Below are 17,351 nucleotides of genomic sequence, written 5' to 3'. Positions count from 1 at the left end.
CTTCGTCGAAGAAGAATAATTCTTGCAAACGTCGCGAATAGCACTGGGAATGAAGAGTCCAGTTAAACTGCCTCCGAATTCATTTGCATCATCCCAAAGATATTTCCATTGGGATCCTTGAAATAAGCGAGCCACCCAACCTTAGGTATCGCCATCTTCGGCACACACAGCACGGCCCCGCCGCCCTGCGCCTTCGCCATCGACGCATCGAGGTTTTCTACATCGATCGTGATCACAAACGCATTCGGTGAAGCCGTTGGCCCAGGAATGGGCCCCGGCCGCGGCAGGAGGCCGCCATTGATGCCCGGCTGGCTATCCGGCCCCGTATTGATCATCCAGTATTCGCCGGTGTGGAACTTGCTGAACGACCAGCCGAACAGGCTGCTGTAAAAATCGATTAGCGCCTGCGGCTGCGTGGCGTGGATCTCGAAATGCACTGCGCGTGGCATGGCGGCTCCTCTCGACGGTTCATCTTTCGAGCGCGGATACCGCAGGAAGTTCGACGGTAGAGGGCAGGATGCCCTCCAGATCAAACCGCTTCACATCTGCTGGAACAAGTGTGAATGATTCCGGCTCACCTCCAGCTCCTGAGGGTAATTTTTCACCCTGAGCATTTGCCGCCCGCGCAAATCGCGCGAGACCTCGGCGATCGCATCGACCCGCACCAGGGTCGAACGGTGAATACGCCAGAACTCGTCCGGATCGAGCTCGTCCGCCAGCTCCTTGAGCGTTTTGCGAATAAGAAGTTCCGCAGTCGCCGTCTGCACCCGCGTATATTTTTCGTCCGACTGGAAAAACAGGATCTCGCGCGTGCTGACCATACGCAGGCTGCCGCCGACCTGCGCCTGGATCCAGCGCAGGTAGGAACGCTTAGGAGCGCTCCCTTGCTGCTGCAGCAGGCTGCCCAGCTGCGCCAGTTGCGCGCCGATGTCCTGCGGTTCTTTTTCGAGGCGGCGGCGCAGGCGCTCGCACGTAGTGGCCAGGCGTTCGGCGGTGACGGGCTTCAGCAGGTAGTCGATCGCGCCATGTTCGAACGCATCGACCGCATATTGATCGTAGGCGGTGGCGAAGACGATGTGGCAGCGGTCGTAGAGCTGGCGCGCGGCTTCGATGCCGCCCATGCCGGGCATGCGGATGTCGAGGAAGGCGATCTGCGGCTGGTGGCGCGCGGCCATTTCCACGGCTTCGATGCCGTTCGAGGCGAGCGCGATGACTTCGACCTCGGGCCACACTTCCAACAAGCGCGCGTGCAATTGTTCGCGCATCGCTTCTTCGTCGTCGGCGATCAGGGCGGTGACGGGCATTATCCTTCCTCCATCATTTTGTACGGAATACGCACCGAAGCGCAGGCCCCGCCGCCCGGAGGCGCTTCGATGACCAGTTCGGCCTGGTTGCCATACAGCAGCTGCAGGCGTTCACGAATGTTGGCCAGGCCCACGCCATCGTCGGCGTGCAGGTCGATGCCGATGCCGTCGTCGCAGACGTCGACGATCAGGGTGGCGACCTCGACCCGGGCGCGCACCGTGATGGTGCCGCCTTCGATCTTCGGTTCCAGCCCGTGCTTGATCGCGTTTTCGATCAGGGTCTGCAGCATCATCGGCGGGAAGGGGGCGCTGCCGAGGAAGTCCGGCACTTCGAAGCGTACCCCAAGCCTTTCCTTCATCCTTGCCTGCATGATCGCCAGATAGGCGCGCGACAGTTCGAGCTGCTTGCCGAGGGTCGCGCCGCCGCTCGAGCGCATCTGCGGCAGGCTGGAGCGCAGGTAGGAGATCAGGTGGGCGTGCACCTTGGCCGCTTCCGGCGGGTCGGTTTCGATCAGGCGGCCGATCAGGGCCAGGGTGTTGAACAGGAAGTGGGGTTCGACCTGGGCTTGCAGGGCAGCCATTTGCGCCTCGGTCAGGCGCCGCTCCAGCGTAGCGACCTCGGCTTTGAGGGTGGCGTCCTTGGCCACCAGTTCGGCGCGCCGCTTGCCGCCGGCCAGGACCTTGATGCCGAACGAGATAAACAGGTACCAGACCGCCGGCTCCGGCGTATTCACCATGCCGAAGAAGACGAAGGCGAGCAGCCAGGTGACGGCCAGCTTGCGCCAGTCGACGACCGCGACCCAGTCGAAAAACGCCCACCACAGCTTGCTCACTTCGGCGAAGGTTTCGCGCATCAGGTCCAAGGCCCGGTTGATCTGGCTGGCTTGCATGGTCACTTCTCCAGCGGCGTCGTCTTGTCGCTATTGATGGCCAGCACGGCGTACTTGATGGCGAGGAAGATCGCAAACAGCATCAGGGCCAGCGGAATGACGGTGATCGCGCAGGCGGTGATCACGGCAGCCAGCAGCAGGGCCGGCCAGGGCAAGGCGGAGAAGGTGCGCAGGCCGCTGCGCAGGAAGCGCATGCAATTGGCCGCGGCGTCTTCCAGTTCGGCGGCGAAGGATCGGAAAGTGGTGGTTTTCATGCTCGTGCTCCTCATGTGCGGGGTGTCGATGGAAGCACTTTACGACCCTTGCCCGGTGGTGGCGAGGCTTGTCCGACGAAGCGCCGTTTTCATGGGCTAACCGGCAGCGGCCGCCGACGAACGGGACAGGGAGCGCTCGTCCCAGTAGCGCCTGAGCAAGCCATAAAAGGCGGTGTCGGCGTATTCCCCATGCACGAACCAGCGTTCCGGCATGTAGCCCTCCTGGCGGAATCCCAGGCGTTCGAGCAGGCGCGCCGAGGCATCGTTGCGCGGATCGATGTCGGCTTCGATGCGGTTCATGTCGAGTGCCGAGAAGGCGTGGCCGAGCAGGGCTTCCAGTGCCTCGAAGGCGTAGCCGCGGCCCCAGTGGGCACTGCCCAGCGCGTAGCCGAGTTCGCAGCGGCGGTTCTGCTCGAAGAAGCCGCGCAGGTTGCAGATGCCGATCAGCTCGTCGGTTTCGGCCAGCGCGATCGCGTAACGGCTCAGGCCGCCCTCGCGGTAGGCGAGCAGGGCTTCCTCGATCATCTTCTCGGCCTGGGCAAGCTCGGTCCAGGCGCCGACCGACCAGAAACGCACGACCTGTTCGTCGGAAAAGACGCGAAACAGCGACGCAACATCGTCGTATGTGAACGGCCGCAGCCTGAGGCGCGCGGTGCTGAGAACGGGGGGCAAGGTGTCGGTCATGGTCGTCTCGGTCCAGCATCACAGTCGCTTACCCGCGATGGCTGAGTTTGCGTTAGATCAAAGGCGTTAGCATTCTCACACTGGCAGCATGCTGGCTGATTTAGCATGCTCCTTCGCTGCCGCTGACTTCGCATATACGCAAATCGATATGACGGCATCACGGCGCGCGTTTATATTACCGGATCGGCAGGTGTTTTTGCATTTTTGCAACGCACCCGGTTCGGACCAGCCGGCAACAAAGTTCCGCAGCTTTACATTCGGAGCGCCGACGCGCACATTGCTATTATTGCCTCATCGTTTTGCTAAACAGAACAAGGGAGAGCCTGCATGAACGAGTCCAGACCCGAATCGATGTCCGCATTCTGGATGCCATTCACCAATAACCGCGATTTCAAGGCCGATCCGCGCCTGCTGGTCTCGGCCGAAGGCATGTACTACAAGGACGTGGACGGCAACCAGATCCTCGACGGTACCGCCGGCCTCTGGTGCGTGCCTTGCGGCCACGCCCAGCCGAAAATCGTGAGCGCGGTGCGCGAGATGATTGGCCAGCTCGATTTCGCGCCCACCTTCCAGATGGGCCACCCGGCCGCCTTCGACCTGGCCGAACGGCTGATGGACTACACGAACCACAAGTTCGGCCACGTCTTCTACACCAACTCCGGTTCCGAAGCGGTCGATACCGCCCTCAAAATTGCGCTGGCCTACCACAAGGCGCGCGGCGAGGGCGGACGTACCCGCCTGATCGGACGCGAGCGCGGCTACCACGGGGTCGGCTTCGGCGGCCTCTCGGTGGGCGGCATCGGTCCCAACCGCAAGCATTTCGGCCCGCTGCTCACCGGCGTCGACCACCTGCCGCACACCCACAACCTGCTGAAAAACGCCTTCTCGCGCGGCGAGCCGGACTTCGGCGTCGAGCTGGCGGACGAACTCGAGCGCCTCGTCGCGCTGCACGACTCATCCACCATTGCCGCCGTCATCATCGAGCCGGTTTCGGGTTCCACCGGCGTGCTGGTGCCGCCAAAAGGCTACCTGAAGCGCCTGCGCGAGATCTGCACCAAACACGGCATCCTACTGATTTTCGACGAAGTCATCACCGGCTTCGGCCGCCTGACGACGCCGTTCGCGGCGGACTATTTCGAGGTCGAGCCGGACCTGATGACGACCGCGAAGGGGCTGACCAATGGCGTGATCCCGATGGGCGCCGTGTTCAGTAAAAAATTCATCCACGACGCCTTCATGGAAGCGCCGGCGGGAATCGAGCTGTTCCACGGCTATACCTATTCGGGTCACCCGGTCGCCTGCGCCGCCGCGCTCGCCACGCTCGACACCTTCCAGGACCAGCAGATCCTGGAGCATGCGAAGGGCATCCAGGCCTATTGGGAAGACGCGGTGCACGCCTTGAAGGGGCTGCCGAACGTGATCGACTTGCGCACCATCGGCCTGATCGCCGGTATCGAGCTTGAACCGATCCCGGGCAAGCCGGGGGCGCGCGCCTACCAGGCGCTGAAAAAAGCCTTCGCCGACGGCATCCTGATCCGCACCACGGGCGATATCATTGCGCTGTCGCCGCCCCTCATCCTCGAGAAACAGCACATCGACGAATTGTTCGGCAAGCTGGCCAACGTATTGAAAAACCTGGACTAAAAGAGACAAGACATGAATCAGAATGAAATCATCGGCCACTTCATCGGAGGCCAGGTGGTCGATACGGCGGGCGACCGCTACGCCGACGTGTTCAATCCGGCCTTGGGCGAACCCTGCGCCCGCGTGACCCTGGCAAGCGTGGACGAAGTCAACGCCGCCGTCTTCGCCGCGCAAGCCGCATTCCCGGCCTGGTCGGCCACGCCGCCGCTGGCGCGTGCGCGCATCCTCTTCAAATACCTGCAGCTGTGCCAGCAGCACACCGACGAATTCGCGGCCATGATCACGCGTGAGCACGGCAAGACCTTCAGCGACGCGCAAGGCGAAGTCGCGCGCGGCATCGAAGTCGTCGAATTCGCCTGTGGCATTCCGCAACTGCTGAAAGGCGAGTTCACCGACCAGATCGCGCGCGGCATCGACGCCTGGTCGATGCGCCAGCCGTTGGGCGTGGTCGCCGGCATCACCCCGTTCAACTTCCCGGTCATGGTGCCGATGTGGATGTTCCCGGTGGCGCTGGCTTGCGGTAACACCTTTGTATTGAAACCGTCGGAGCGCGATCCGTCGCCTTCGCTGCTGCATGCGCGCCTGCTGAAGGAAGCCGGCCTGCCGGACGGCGTCTTCAACGTGGTGCAGGGAGATAAAGTCGCTGTCGATGCGCTGCTCGACAACCGCGACGTGCAGGCGATCAGTTTTGTCGGCTCGACCCCGATCGCCGAATACATCTACGCGCGCGGCAGCGCCAACGGCAAGCGCGTGCAAGCCCTGGGCGGCGCCAAGAACCACATGGTCGTGATGCCCGACGCCGACATGGACATGGCGGTCGACGCCCTGATCGGCGCGGCCTACGGTTCGGCGGGCGAGCGCTGCATGGCGATCTCGGTGGCCGTGGCCATCGGCGACGCCGGCGACAAGCTGGTCGCCACCCTGGCCGAACGCACCAAAAAGCTGAAGATCGGCGAGGGCATGAGTCAGGGCATGGAGATGGGTCCGGTCGTGACGCAAGCCGCGCGCCAGCGCATCGAGCGCCTGATCGGCGAAGGCGTGGAGCAGGGCGCGACGCTGGTCGTCGACGGCCGCGGCCACAAGGTCGAGGGTTTCGAGAACGGCTTCTTTGTCGGCGGCACCCTGTTCGACCACGTGAAGCCGGAGATGAGCATCTACCAGGAAGAGATTTTCGGCCCGGTGCTGTGCGTGGTGCGCCTGCCGGACGTCGGCAGCGCCGTCGAACTGATCAACGCCAACGAGTACGGCAACGGCGTCGCCGTTTTCACCCGCGACGGCGGCGTGGCGCGCGAATTCGTGCGCCAGATCCAGGTCGGCATGGTCGGCGTGAACGTCCCGCTGCCGGTGCCGATGGCCTTCAACAGCTTCGGCGGCTGGAAGCGCAGCATGTTCGGCGACCACCACGCCTACGGCCCGGAAGGCGTGCGTTTCTACACGCGCCACAAGGCCGTGATGCAGCGCTGGCCGAACACCGCAAGCGCCGGCGTCGAGTTCGCGTTCCCGCAGATGAAATAAATGCGTTACCGCGCACGTGATCGGAATCGTAGGGTGGGCGCCCCGTGCCCACGCGGACGCATGCGTCGACGATAACACCAAGCGCAGGATCGTAAGGTGGGCGGGGGATTTAGTCCGGGGGACTAAATCCCGCCCACGCGTCGATAGTTGCAGCAAGATCGGCCGTACGACGAATCTAAGGGTAGGTATCACGCGTGGGCATGCCCACCCTACAAAAACAACACCAGAAGCACCGCAGCACCCGCATGAAGCAGTCGAACAAGCACTCCAACAATAGAAACAGGGATGCACATGATCGAGACTCTCCAGCACCTGCCGCCGGCAGCCGATTCGCACGGCGCGCTCGCGGCGCAATTCACGGACCTGGCCCCGCCGCTCACCGCCCGCCAGGCAGCCATCGAAGCGGCGCGCTGCCTCTACTGTTACGACGCCCCCTGCATGCGTGCCTGTCCCACCGGCATCGACGTCGCCAGCTTCATCCGCAACATCCACGACCAGAACATCAACGGCGCGGCCATCGGCATCCTCAAGGCCAACATCTTCGGCGGCAGCTGCGCCCGCGTTTGCCCGACCGAGATCCTGTGCGAGAGCGCCTGCGTGCGCAATCACTACGCCGAACACGAACCCGTGAAAATCGGCCTGCTGCAGCGCCACGCGATCGACAACGTACAGTTCGCCGGCCACCCGTTCGGGCGCGCGCCCGCGACCGGCAAGACCATCGCCGTGGTCGGCGCCGGTCCCGCCGGCCTGTCCTGCGCGCACCGTCTCGCCATGCTCGGGCACGACGTCGTCGTGTTCGAAGCCAGGCCCAAGGCCGGCGGCCTGAACGAATACGGCATCGCCAAGTACAAGCTGCCCGGCGAATTCGCCCAGCAAGAGGTCGACTTCCTGCTCTCGATCGGCGGCATCGACATCCAGTACGGCCAGGCCCTGGGCGACAACCTGCAGCTGCACGACCTGCATGCGCGCTTCGACGCCGTCTTCCTCGGCCTGGGCCTGGGCGCCAGCCGCCGCCTCGGCCTCACGGGCGAGGACGCGCCGGGCCTGATGGCCGCCACCGATTACATCGCCGCCCTGCGCCAGGCGAGCGACCTGTCACGTTTGCCGGTGCCGCGCCGCGCGATCGTCATCGGCGCGGGTAACACCGCGATCGACATGGCGGTGCAACTGAAACGCTTGGGCGCCGACGAGGTGACCCTGGTCTACCGCCGCGGCTTCGACGCCATGAGCGCCACCGGCCACGAGATCGAAATCGCGAAGACCAATTTCGTGCGCATCAAGACCTGGGCCTCGCCGCTGGAAGTGCTGTTCGACGATGCGGGCCGCGTGGCCGGCATGCGCTTCGAGGAAACCCGCATGGACGAAGGCCGGCTGGTACGCACCGGCGCCTTCATCGAGATCGCGGCCGATGCCGTGTTCAAGGCGATCGGCCAGGCGATGGCGCCGCCGCCGGAGCTCGACACGCTGGCGCAAGGCCTGTGGCAGGAGGGCGGGCGCATCGTCGTCGACGGCGCGCTGCGTACCATCATTCCCGGCATCTACGCCGGCGGTGACTGCGTCGCCGCGGGACAGGACCTGACGGTGCAGGCGGTCCAGCACGGCAAGCTGGCCGCGCTGGCGATCCACAACGACATCGTATCGGAGGCAGCATGGCCGACCTGAGCATCGATTTCTGCGGCATCAAATCGCCCAATCCCTTCTGGCTCGCTTCGGCGCCACCGACCGACAAGGCCTATAACGTCGTGCGCGCCTTCGAGGCGGGCTGGGGCGGCGTGGTCTGGAAGACCCTGGGCGAAGACCCGCCGGCCGTGAACGTCTCCTCGCGCTATTCGGCCCACTATGGCAAGAACCGCGAAGTCATCGGTTTCAACAACATCGAACTGATCACCGACCGCAGCCTGGAGATCAACCTGCGCGAGATCACGGCAGTTAAAAAGGCCTGGCCTGACCGCGCGATGGTCGTGTCCCTGATGCTGCCCTGCGAGGAAGCGCCCTGGGCGGCGATCCTGCCGCTGGTCGAGGCGACCGGCGCCGATGGCATCGAACTGAATTTCGGCTGTCCGCACGGCATGCCCGAGCGCGGCATGGGCGCAGCGGTAGGGCAGGTGCCGGAGTACGTGCAGATGGTCACCGCCTGGTGCAAGAAGCACACGAGATTACCCGTGATCGTGAAACTCACGCCGAACATCACCGACGTGCGCGCGCCCGCACGTGCGGCGCTCGCGGGCGGGGCGGATGCGGTCTCGCTGATCAACACGGTCAACTCGATCACCCACCTGGATCTGGACCGCATGGTCGCGTTCCCGCAGGTGGGCAACGCCAGCACCCACGGCGGCTACTGCGGTTCGGCCGTGAAACCGATTGCCCTCAACATGGTGGCCGAGATCGCACGCGATCCGATCACGGCCGGCCTGCCGATCTCCGGCATCGGCGGCATCGGCAACTGGCGCGATGCGGCCGAATTCATCGCCCTTGGCGCCGGCTCGGTACAGGTGTGCACGGCGGCGATGCTGCACGGTTTCCGCATCGTCGAGGAAATGAAGGACGGCCTGTCGCGCTGGATGGACGAGAAGGGCTATGCCAACGTCGCCGCCTTCTCGCGCAAGGCGGTGCCGAACACGACCGACTGGAAATACCTGGACATGAATTACCAGGTGATCGCCCACATCGACCAGGACAAATGCATCGGCTGCGGCAAGTGCTTCAACGCCTGCGAGGATACCTCGCACCAGGCGATCGCCCAATTGGTCATGGACAACGGCGCGCGCCGCTACGAGGTGATCCGCGACGAGTGCGTCGGCTGCAACCTGTGCGAAATCACCTGTCCGGTCGAGGCCTGCATCGCGATGGTGCCGCAGGAAACGGGCAAGCCCTACATGAACTGGACGCAGGATCCGCGCAATCCACGGGCGGAAGTGCGTCCGGCGGCGGTCGTGGGCGAGCCGGCGCTGCCGGTCGAACTTCCGGCCTGAGCCGGCGGGACGAGCGGGGCCGCCTCCCGCTCGCGCCTGCATAAATGTTTGCGCTACACTGCGTCGCATTCAGCAACCGATTGGAGAAACCCGCTTGGAGAAGCCACCTGTGACGCAGCACCCCGTCAGCAACGAACTCTGGAACCACGACCTGGCGCCGACCAGCGCCGCGCAGCGCAGCTGGCGCTGGTATCACTTTGCCGCGCTCTGGGTCGGCATGGTGATCAGTATTCCCGCCTACATGCTGGCCTCGAGCCTGATCGAAAGCGGCATGTCGGCCTGGCAGGCCGTCGTTACCGTGTTCCTGGCGAACGTGATCGTGCTGCTGCCGATGCTGCTCATCGGCCACGCCGGCACCAAGTTCGGCATTCCCTACGCGGTGCTGGCACGTGCTTCCTTCGGCACCCGCGGCGCGCGCCTGCCGGCGCTGATGCGCGCGATCGTCGCCTGCGGCTGGTATGGCATCCAGACCTGGTTCGGCGGCAGCATGATCTATACGCTGCTGGGCGTCCTGCTCGGCCACCCGATCGGCGGCGACAATCTCCCGGGCCTCGGCATCAATCTCGGACAGCTGGCCTGCTTCCTGGGCTTCTGGGCGATCCAGATGTACTTCGTCGTGCATGGCATGGAGTCGATCCGCAAGCTCGAGACCTATACCGCGCCCCTGAAGATCGCGATCTGCTTCCTGCTGCTCTGGTGGGTGTACGGCAAGGTCGGCGGCTTCGGGCCGCTGCTGGACCAGCCCTCGCAGTTCGTCGAAGGCGGCAAGAAGGCCGGCCTGTTCTGGAGCGTCTTCTGGCCCTCGCTGACCGCCATGATCGGCTACTGGGCCACGCTGGCGCTGAACATCCCCGACTTCACCCGCTTCGCCAAGACCCAGCGCGATCAGGTGGTCGGCCAGTCGCTCGGCCTGCCGCTGCCGATGGCGCTGCTGGCGGCGCTGGCGGTGACGGTCACCTCGGCCACCATCGTCTTGTACGGCAAGGCGCTGTGGGATCCGGTCGACGTCGCCAGCCGCATGACGGGCGTGGCGGTGCTGGTCGCGCTATTGATCCTGCTGATCGACACCGCCAGCGTCAACCTGGCCGCCAACCTGGTCGGCCCGGCCTACGATTTTTCGGCGCTGTCGCCCCAGCGCATCTCCTATCGCGTCGGCGGCTACATCACGGCCGGCATCGCGCTGGCGATGATGCCGTGGAAAATCCTGGAGACGACCCAGAACTACATCTTCATCTGGCTGACCGGCTACTCGGCCCTACTCGGACCGATCGCCGGCATCATGATCATCGACTATTACTTCATCCGCAAGACCGAACTCGACGTCGACCAGCTGTACCGCGACCGCGGCGTGTACACCTACCGCGGCGGTTGGAACGTCGCCGCGCTGGTCGCCTTTGCCGCCGGCGTGCTGCCGAACCTGCCGGGCTTCCTGAACGCAGCCCTGCCGGACGCGTTTCCCGACGTGGGCGATACCTTCAAGGCGATCTATACCTATGCCTGGTTCGTCGGCGTCGTCATTGCCGCCGTCGTGTACGGCCTCATGATGAAGGGCCATGCGGCCCAGGCAGTGCATCGGGCAGCCAATTCGCCAACCTGATTCCATTACCCAAGGAGTGTCCATGACGACGATCATCCGTGGCGGCACCATCGTGAACGCCGACCGCGCCTTCCGCGGCGACGTGCTCTGTTTCGGCGACAAGATCGTGGCGGTCGGCGAGCAGCTCGACGCACCGGCCAACGCCACCGTGGTCGACGCCGGCGGGCAGTACGTGATGCCGGGCGGGATCGACACCCACACCCACATGCAGCTGCCCTTCATGGGCACGGTCACCGCCGACGATTTCTTCACCGGCACCGCCGCCGGCCTGGCGGGCGGCACCACGACCATCATGGACTTCGTGATTCCCGACCCGAAGCAATCGCTGCTCGAAGCCTACCGCACCTGGCGCGGCTGGGCGAGGAAGTCGGCCGGCGACTACACCTTCCACGTGGCCGTGACCTGGTGGGACCAGTCCGTACATGCGGAAATGGGCACACTGGTGCGCGAGCATGGCGTCAACAGCTTCAAGCACTTCATGGCCTATAAAAACGCGATCATGGCCGACGACGAGACCCTGGTGAACAGCTTCAGACGCGCATTGGAACTGGGGGCGATCCCGACCGTGCACGCCGAGAACGGTGAACTGGTCTACCAGCTGCAGCAGGAGTTGCTGGCGCGCGGCATCACGGGCGCAAAAGCGCATCCGCTGTCGCGTCCGCCGGAAGTCGAGGCCGAGGCGGCCAACCGCGCGATTGCGATTGCCAACGTGCTCGGCACGCCCGTGTACATCGTGCACGTGTCCTGCGCCGAATCGCTCGAGGCCATCGCCCGCGCCCGTGCGAAAGGCCAGCGCGTGTATGGCGAAGCGCTGGCCGGCCACCTGGTGATCGACGACAGCGTCTACGCTAGCCCGGACGAGGATTTCGCACGCGGCCATGTGATGAGTCCGCCATTCCGCAGTCCGCACCACCAGCAGGCTTTGTGGCAGGGGCTGCGCGGCGGCAACCTGCACACCACCGCCACCGACCACTGCACCTTCTGCGCCGAGCAGAAGGCGGCCGGAAAGGACAATTTCACGCGCATCCCGAACGGCTGCGGCGGGGTGGAAGAACGCATGGCCGTGGTCTGGGATGCCGGCGTGAATTCCGGCACCCTGACGCCTTCCGAATTCGTGCGCGTCACCTCGACCAACGCGGCGCAGATCTTCAATATGTACCCACGCAAGGGCGTGATCGCCGTCGGCGCCGACGCCGACCTGGTGGTCTGGGACCCGAACGGCACGCGCACCATCTCGGCCAAGACCCAGTTCGCGAAAGGCGGCTTCAACGTCTTCGAGGGCCGCACCGTGCGCGGCATCCCGACCCACACAATTGCCGCCGGCAAGCTCGTCTTCGAGCGCGGCGAGCTGCGCGCGGAAGAGGGCGCCGGCCGCCACATCGACCGGCCAGCGTTCACGACGCAATCTACATAATCATCGCGATTCCGACCGATAAACCCGTAAGGTGGGCGGGTTCTCCCGCCCACGCGTTCAACCTACGCTCGCATACCGCGCGTCGATTTATTCCCGGAGAAACCATGCCCGACACCCTGCGCATCAACGGCCAACGCCTGTGGAACTCCCTGATGGAACTGGCCCAGATCGGCGCCACCGACAAGGGCGGCGTCAAGCGCCTGACCCTGACCGACCTCGACCGCCAGGGCCGCGACCTGGTCGTCGGCTGGGCACGCGAAGCCGGCATGAGCATCACCGTCGACAAGATCGGCAACGTCTTCATGCGCCGCCCCGGCCGCGACGACAGCCTGCCTCCGGTCATGACGGGCAGCCACATCGATACGCAACCCACCGGCGGCAAGTTCGACGGCAACTACGGCGTGCTGGCCGGCATCGAAGTCGTGCGCACCCTGAACGACCGGAATATCGTCACCGAGGCCCCGATCGAAGTCGCCTTCTGGACCAACGAGGAAGGATCGCGCTTCGTGCCCGTGATGATGGGTTCCGGCGTGTTCTGCGGCGCCTTCAGCCTCGAGACCGCTTATGCGGCGCAAGATGTCGAGGGCAAGACCGTACGCGAGGAACTGGAGCGCATCGGCTATCTCGGCAGCGAGGAACCGGGCCGCCATCCGATCGGCGCCTATTTCGAGGCCCATATCGAACAGGGCCCTGTGCTGGAGGATGCCGACAAGGTGATCGGCGTGGTGCCCGCCGTGATGGGCCTGTCCTGGTACGACTGCACGGTGTCGGGGATGGAAGCGCACGCCGGCCCGACCCCGATGGGCCTGCGCCGCGACGCGCTGCAGGTGGCCACCGGCATCATGCAGGAAGTCGTCGCCATTGCAAACCGCTATCCGCCCTACGGACGCGGCACGGTCGGCATGGTGCAGGTCTTTCCGAACAGCCGCAACGTGATTCCCGGCCAGGTCAAATTCAGCATCGACCTGCGCAACGTAAACGACGAATTGTTGAACACCATGCATGAAGAGATGCTGGCCTTCGTCGACAAGACGCAGCGCGACACCGGCCTGGGCATCGCGATCGAGCGCGTCTCCTACTACCCGCCATGTCCCTTCCACCCGGATTGCGTGAACGCCGTGCGCGCCGCCACCGAAAAACTCGGCTATTCGACGATGGACGTGGTCTCGGGCGCGGGTCATGACGCCATCTATACGGCGCGCGTGGCGCCCTCGGGCATGATCTTCGTGCCCTGCAAGGACGGCATCAGCCACAACGAGATCGAGGATGCGCAGCCGGGCCACCTCGAAGCCGGCTGCAACGTGCTCTTGCATGCGATGCTGGTGCGTGCCGGTGTCGCGGAAGGCGCGATGGCAGGGGAGGAGGCGAGCGCCTGAGGCGGTCGCGACTCGGCTGAAAGGGCCGGCCTGCCAGCGTGCACTAGCCCCGTGAAAACGCGGCTACAATGCCCGCATGCCGAGCAAAACCCCTACCTTTCCCGGTCCGCTGACCGCGCGTGGCGCCGTGCTGGCGGTGCTGCTGTCCGACGAAGACCAGACCGGCGCCGAGCCGCTGCGCGGTCGCGTCACGCTGGCGGCCATCGTGCGTACCCTGAAACGCAAGTACAACTGGCCGATCGAGACCAGCAGCTTTCCGTCGAACGGCCTTGATGGCCGCGCGACCTGGGCCACCGTGTACAGCCTGCCGCCGGCCGTGGTCGAACGTGCACTGAAAGCGGGCGGACGCGACTGGCTCAAGAGCCGGGCCACGGCGAAACGCGCCGTGCAGCGCGTGGACGAGTAGGCAGTCTTTACCCAGGCCGCGCTTGTCTTACCGGGGCGCCAGCGCCTAAGGTAAGACATGCAGCAGCAACAAGCGGCCGGCCGTCCCTCGCGGTCGCGCGACGAGGAGATTGCCATGTGCCATCGCCTGAAAGGCCCCGCCCATGCGGTCTGCGACTGCAAACCTGCATGTTCCGGACAGATCGGAGCGTCCCATGCGTGACCGTGCCATCGAAACCCCGCGCCTAGCCACGCTGGCCTTCACGGCCGCGGCAATGCTCGCCTTCGCCGCCAATTCGCTGCTGTGCCGCCTGGCGCTGGCAGGCGGCGGCATCGATCCGGCCAGCTTCGGCGCGGTCCGGGTCGCCTCCGGTGCGCTCGCGCTGGTGCTGATCGTGCGCCGGCGCGCCGGACACGACACCGTTGTCGGCGGCGACTGGGTCTCGGCGGCCATGCTGTTCGCCTATGTCGCCTTCTTTTCCTTCGCCTATGTCAGCCTGGCGGCCGGTACCGGCGCGCTGATCCTGTTCGGCGCGGTGCAGCTGAGCATGTTCGCCTGGGCCCTGCGCGGCGGCGAGCGTTTTTCGCCGGCAGCCTGGTGCGGGCTGGGACTGGCGGGGGCGGGGCTGGTGTATCTGGTATTGCCGGGAGTCAGTGCGCCGCCGCTGCTGGGCGCCGCCCTGATGGCGCTGGCGGGCGCCGCCTGGGGCGTGTATTCGCTGCGCGGTCGCGGCGCGCCCGATCCGTTGCGCGCCACCGCCGGCAATTTCCTGCGCGCTGCGCCGCTGGCCTTCGCGCTGTGGCTGCCGTTTGCCGGTCTGGCCCATGCGGATGCGGCCGGGATCGCGCTGGCGATCGTCTCGGGTGCCATAACTTCCGGCATCGGCTATGCGCTCTGGTACACGGCGCTGCGCGAGCTGACCGCGATGCGCGCGGCGACGGTGCAGTTGTCGGTGCCGCTGATCACGGCCTGCGGTGCGGTGCTGTTCCTGTCCGAACCGGTGACGCTGCGCCTCGCGCTGGCCTCGATGGCGATCCTGGGCGGAATCGCGCTGGTGCTGGCGCGGCGGGAGAAGAAATAGCGAGCTCGTCGGCACTAGCCGGACGCAGGGCGATCATCGCTTCTCCTTGATATCGATGCCGATTGCCTTACATTGACACTGAGGGCGATCACATCCCTGCCGCACCGCCCGCGTAATGTTTTCTGCGCGCATCATTCCGAGCGCAAACATTGAAGGAGCAAACATGGAAATGGTCTTTTGCCCGGCGTGTGCGGCGGACGTGCATGATGGCACGGCGGCCTGTCCTGTTTGCCATGCGCCGCGCGCGCTGCCGGCGCCTTGCGCCATCCGGCGCAATCCCTTCAAATTGATCGCCCTGTGCCTGCTGTGGGCGATCGGCTTTTGGCTGCTGAGTTTATTCCTGCTCGGCGAACAGGCCGAGCGCCAGCTGGGCGGGCAACTGTTGCTGGCGTCGATCGGCCTGTCGATCGCGCTGACGGTGCGCGGCAACTTGCCCGGCACGCAGAAGCCTTCACACGCGCCGTAAAAAGTCGAGCAGCACCTGGCCCGCCAGTTCGGCGTCGTCCGCCGTCATCGTCTCCAATGGATTGTGGCTGATGCCGCCGTTGCCGCAGCGCGTGAACAGCATCGCCACTTCCGTGATCGCGGCCATCTGCATCGCATCGTGGCCGGCGCCCGACAACAGGTCGAAACGCGGCACGCCCTGGCGCTCGACTGCCGCGCCCAGCGCATCCATCAGGCGCGGCGCGCACGGCGCCGCTTCCGCCTCGACGATTTTCCACAGCTTTTCTTCGATGCCGCGCCGCGCGCAAATCGCGCTGATCCCGGCCAGGATGTCGTCCACCGCCGCCAGGCGCACGGCGTCGTCGGCTGCGCGGATGTCGAGCGAGAGCTTGCAGGCGCCGGGGATCACGTTCACCGAGCCGGCCGGCACCTCGAGCTGGCCGACGGTGCCGACCAGCGAAGCGATGCCGCCGCAGCGCTCTTCCACCAGCAGCACGATCTCGGCTGCGGCAGCGGCGGCATCGCGGCGCATGCCCATCGGCGTGGTGCCGGCGTGGCTGGCCACGCCCGTCAGTTCGACCAGGTAGCGGGAGCTGCCGGCGATCGCCGTCACGACGCCGACCGGCAAGCCGCGTTCGAGCAGCACCGGCCCTTGTTCGATGTGGACTTCGACGAAGCCGAGCAGGTCGTCCGGCTTGCGTGCAATGGAGGCGATGGCAACGGGGTCCCGGCCCGCGGCGAGGATCGCGTCGCGCAGCGTCACACCCTCGGCATCGAGCGCGTCCAGCAGCGCCGGATCGAACTGTCCCGTGATCGCGCTGCTGCCGAGGAAGGTGCTGCGGAAGCGCACGCCTTCCTCCTCCGCGAAGCCGACCACCTCCAGATGAAAGGGCAGGCGCTCGCCGCGCGCATGCAGGTGAGCCACGACCGCGACCGGCAGCAGGATGCCGAGGCGCCCGTCGTACTTGCCGCCGTTGCGCACGGTGTCGTAGTGCGAGCCGGTCATCAGGGTCTTCGCATCCGGATCGTGCGACGCGTAGCGGCCGACCACGTTGCCGACCGCGTCGATGTGCGCCTCCATGCCGGCGTCAACCATCCAGTCGGCGATCTGCGCGGCGGTCCGGCGGTGGGCCGGCGTCAGGTAGGCGCAGGTGAGGCCGATGTCGGCGTCGCTCCAGGCGCCGATCGTCTCGCACCAGTCCATTACCTGCGCGCCCAGCTTCGGCTCGACGCCGAGCAGGGCATTCAGGCGGATCTCGGCGATGCGGTGCACCTGGCGCAGCGCTTCGGCAAATTCGTCCGGCCGCGTGTTCTTCAGGCGCCGCGCGAAGGTGTCGATGATGACGCTGCGCGTGAGACCGCGGCCGGTGGGGCCTTTCACGGCCAGGATGAAGGGGAAGCCGAACTTCTCGTTGTACTCGGCGTTCAAGGCGTGCAGGCGCGCATACTCGTCCGGACTGCACAGATTCAGGCCGGAGGCAGCCTGTTCACCCGTGGATTCCGCGGTCAGCTCGCCGGCAATCGCAGCCTTGCCCGCCAGCTCGGGGTGCGCGCGCAGCAGGCCGAGGCGCTCAGCCTCGGCGGCGCTGTCCACCGTCTCCTGCAGCGCGCGCTTGAGCGCGGCCAGCGTGGCGAAGGGCCGGCGCTGCGCGGCCCGTTCGGCGATCCAGGGCGAGTGTTCGTAGATGCCGTGCAGGGCAGCGGCAAAGGCGTCGGCATCAAGGGTGTTCAGGCTTGCAAGCGTGGTCATGGCGGCCTCGGATGGTCAAGCGTTCGATAATAAATCCTGCG

At 65.6% G+C, this 17,351-nt stretch carries 16 protein-coding genes; 10 read left to right on the top strand and 6 right to left on the bottom strand.

Annotated elements, in window-relative coordinates; translation table 11 throughout:
- Positions 1–62: 62 nt before the first annotated feature.
- The 5 genes from ACFPQ5_RS01555 to ACFPQ5_RS01535 form a co-directional block, all read right to left on the bottom strand.
- Positions 63–449: a VOC family protein gene (locus ACFPQ5_RS01555; protein ID WP_379751226.1), complete on the bottom strand. Its 387-nt coding sequence runs from the start codon at positions 447–449 to the stop codon at positions 63–65.
- Positions 450–539: 90 nt separating this feature from the next.
- Positions 540–1,304 carry a LytR/AlgR family response regulator transcription factor gene (locus tag ACFPQ5_RS01550; RefSeq protein ID WP_379751224.1) on the bottom strand — a complete coding sequence of 255 codons (765 nt, stop codon included), beginning with the start codon at positions 1,302–1,304 and terminating at the stop codon, positions 540–542.
- Positions 1,304–2,194 carry a sensor histidine kinase gene (locus tag ACFPQ5_RS01545; protein ID WP_379751222.1) on the bottom strand — a complete coding sequence of 297 codons (891 nt, stop codon included), beginning with the start codon at positions 2,192–2,194 and terminating at the stop codon, positions 1,304–1,306. Before ACFPQ5_RS01545 ends, ACFPQ5_RS01550 begins: the two co-directional genes overlap by 1 nt.
- 2 nt (positions 2,195–2,196) lie before the next feature.
- The gene (locus ACFPQ5_RS01540) at positions 2,197–2,448 is read right to left on the bottom strand and encodes a hypothetical protein (RefSeq protein WP_379751220.1); all 252 of its coding nucleotides are present in this window, start codon (positions 2,446–2,448) and stop codon (positions 2,197–2,199) included.
- A 96-nt stretch (positions 2,449–2,544) separates the two neighbouring features.
- Positions 2,545–3,132: a GNAT family N-acetyltransferase gene (locus ACFPQ5_RS01535; RefSeq protein WP_379751218.1), complete on the bottom strand. Its 588-nt coding sequence runs from the start codon at positions 3,130–3,132 to the stop codon at positions 2,545–2,547.
- 327 nt (positions 3,133–3,459) lie between these two features.
- Here ACFPQ5_RS01535 and aptA point away from each other — a divergent pair, with 327 nt between their 5' ends.
- The 10 genes from aptA to ACFPQ5_RS01485 all read left to right on the top strand — a co-directional run bounded on the left by aptA (position 3,460) and on the right by ACFPQ5_RS01485 (position 15,582).
- Positions 3,460–4,776 (top strand): omega-aminotransferase AptA, encoded by a 1,317-nt coding sequence (gene aptA, locus ACFPQ5_RS01530; protein ID WP_379751216.1) that lies wholly within the window; start codon positions 3,460–3,462, stop codon positions 4,774–4,776.
- Positions 4,777–4,788: 12 nt separating this feature from the next.
- Complete coding sequence (locus ACFPQ5_RS01525) at positions 4,789–6,291, top strand: CoA-acylating methylmalonate-semialdehyde dehydrogenase (RefSeq protein WP_379751214.1); 1,503 nt, start codon at positions 4,789–4,791, stop codon at positions 6,289–6,291.
- 291 nt (positions 6,292–6,582) lie between these two features.
- Complete coding sequence (locus ACFPQ5_RS01520) at positions 6,583–7,953, top strand: NAD(P)-dependent oxidoreductase (protein ID WP_379751212.1); 1,371 nt, start codon at positions 6,583–6,585, stop codon at positions 7,951–7,953.
- Positions 7,941–9,263: an NAD-dependent dihydropyrimidine dehydrogenase subunit PreA gene (preA, locus tag ACFPQ5_RS01515; protein ID WP_379751210.1), complete on the top strand. Its 1,323-nt coding sequence runs from the start codon at positions 7,941–7,943 to the stop codon at positions 9,261–9,263. The genes ACFPQ5_RS01520 and preA overlap by 13 nt, the downstream gene beginning before the upstream one ends.
- 109 nt (positions 9,264–9,372) lie before the next feature.
- Complete coding sequence (locus ACFPQ5_RS01510; RefSeq protein ID WP_379751208.1) at positions 9,373–10,860, top strand: NCS1 family nucleobase:cation symporter-1; 1,488 nt, start codon at positions 9,373–9,375, stop codon at positions 10,858–10,860.
- A gap of 22 nt (positions 10,861–10,882) precedes the next feature.
- Entirely contained in the window at positions 10,883–12,274 is a 1,392-nt protein-coding gene (gene hydA, locus ACFPQ5_RS01505; protein WP_379751206.1) for a dihydropyrimidinase, read from the top strand.
- A gap of 104 nt (positions 12,275–12,378) precedes the next feature.
- Entirely contained in the window at positions 12,379–13,650 is a 1,272-nt protein-coding gene (locus ACFPQ5_RS01500; protein WP_379751204.1) for a Zn-dependent hydrolase, read from the top strand.
- Positions 13,651–13,726: 76 nt separating this feature from the next.
- Positions 13,727–14,056, top strand: coding sequence for a hypothetical protein (locus tag ACFPQ5_RS01495; protein ID WP_136220293.1), 330 nt, complete (start codon positions 13,727–13,729; stop codon positions 14,054–14,056).
- Between the two features lie 193 nt (positions 14,057–14,249).
- A complete protein-coding gene (locus tag ACFPQ5_RS01490) occupies positions 14,250–15,116 on the top strand; it encodes a DMT family transporter (protein WP_379751202.1) in 867 nt (288 codons plus the stop codon).
- 163 nt (positions 15,117–15,279) lie between these two features.
- A complete protein-coding gene (locus tag ACFPQ5_RS01485) occupies positions 15,280–15,582 on the top strand; it encodes a hypothetical protein (protein ID WP_379751200.1) in 303 nt (100 codons plus the stop codon).
- On the opposite strand, the gene ACFPQ5_RS01480 is transcribed toward ACFPQ5_RS01485, so the two are convergent.
- Positions 15,568–17,310: an allantoate amidohydrolase gene (locus ACFPQ5_RS01480; RefSeq protein WP_379751198.1), complete on the bottom strand. Its 1,743-nt coding sequence runs from the start codon at positions 17,308–17,310 to the stop codon at positions 15,568–15,570. The two genes, ACFPQ5_RS01485 and ACFPQ5_RS01480, sit on opposite strands and share 15 nt — an antisense overlap.
- Positions 17,311–17,351: the final 41 nt, after the last annotated feature.

The organism is Massilia suwonensis (assembly GCF_042655665.1).
Classification (GTDB): Bacteria; Pseudomonadota; Gammaproteobacteria; order Burkholderiales; family Burkholderiaceae_D; genus Telluria; species Telluria suwonensis.
The sequence above is the reverse complement of the archived record's forward strand: the minus strand, read 5'-3'. Positions and strand labels throughout refer to the sequence as shown.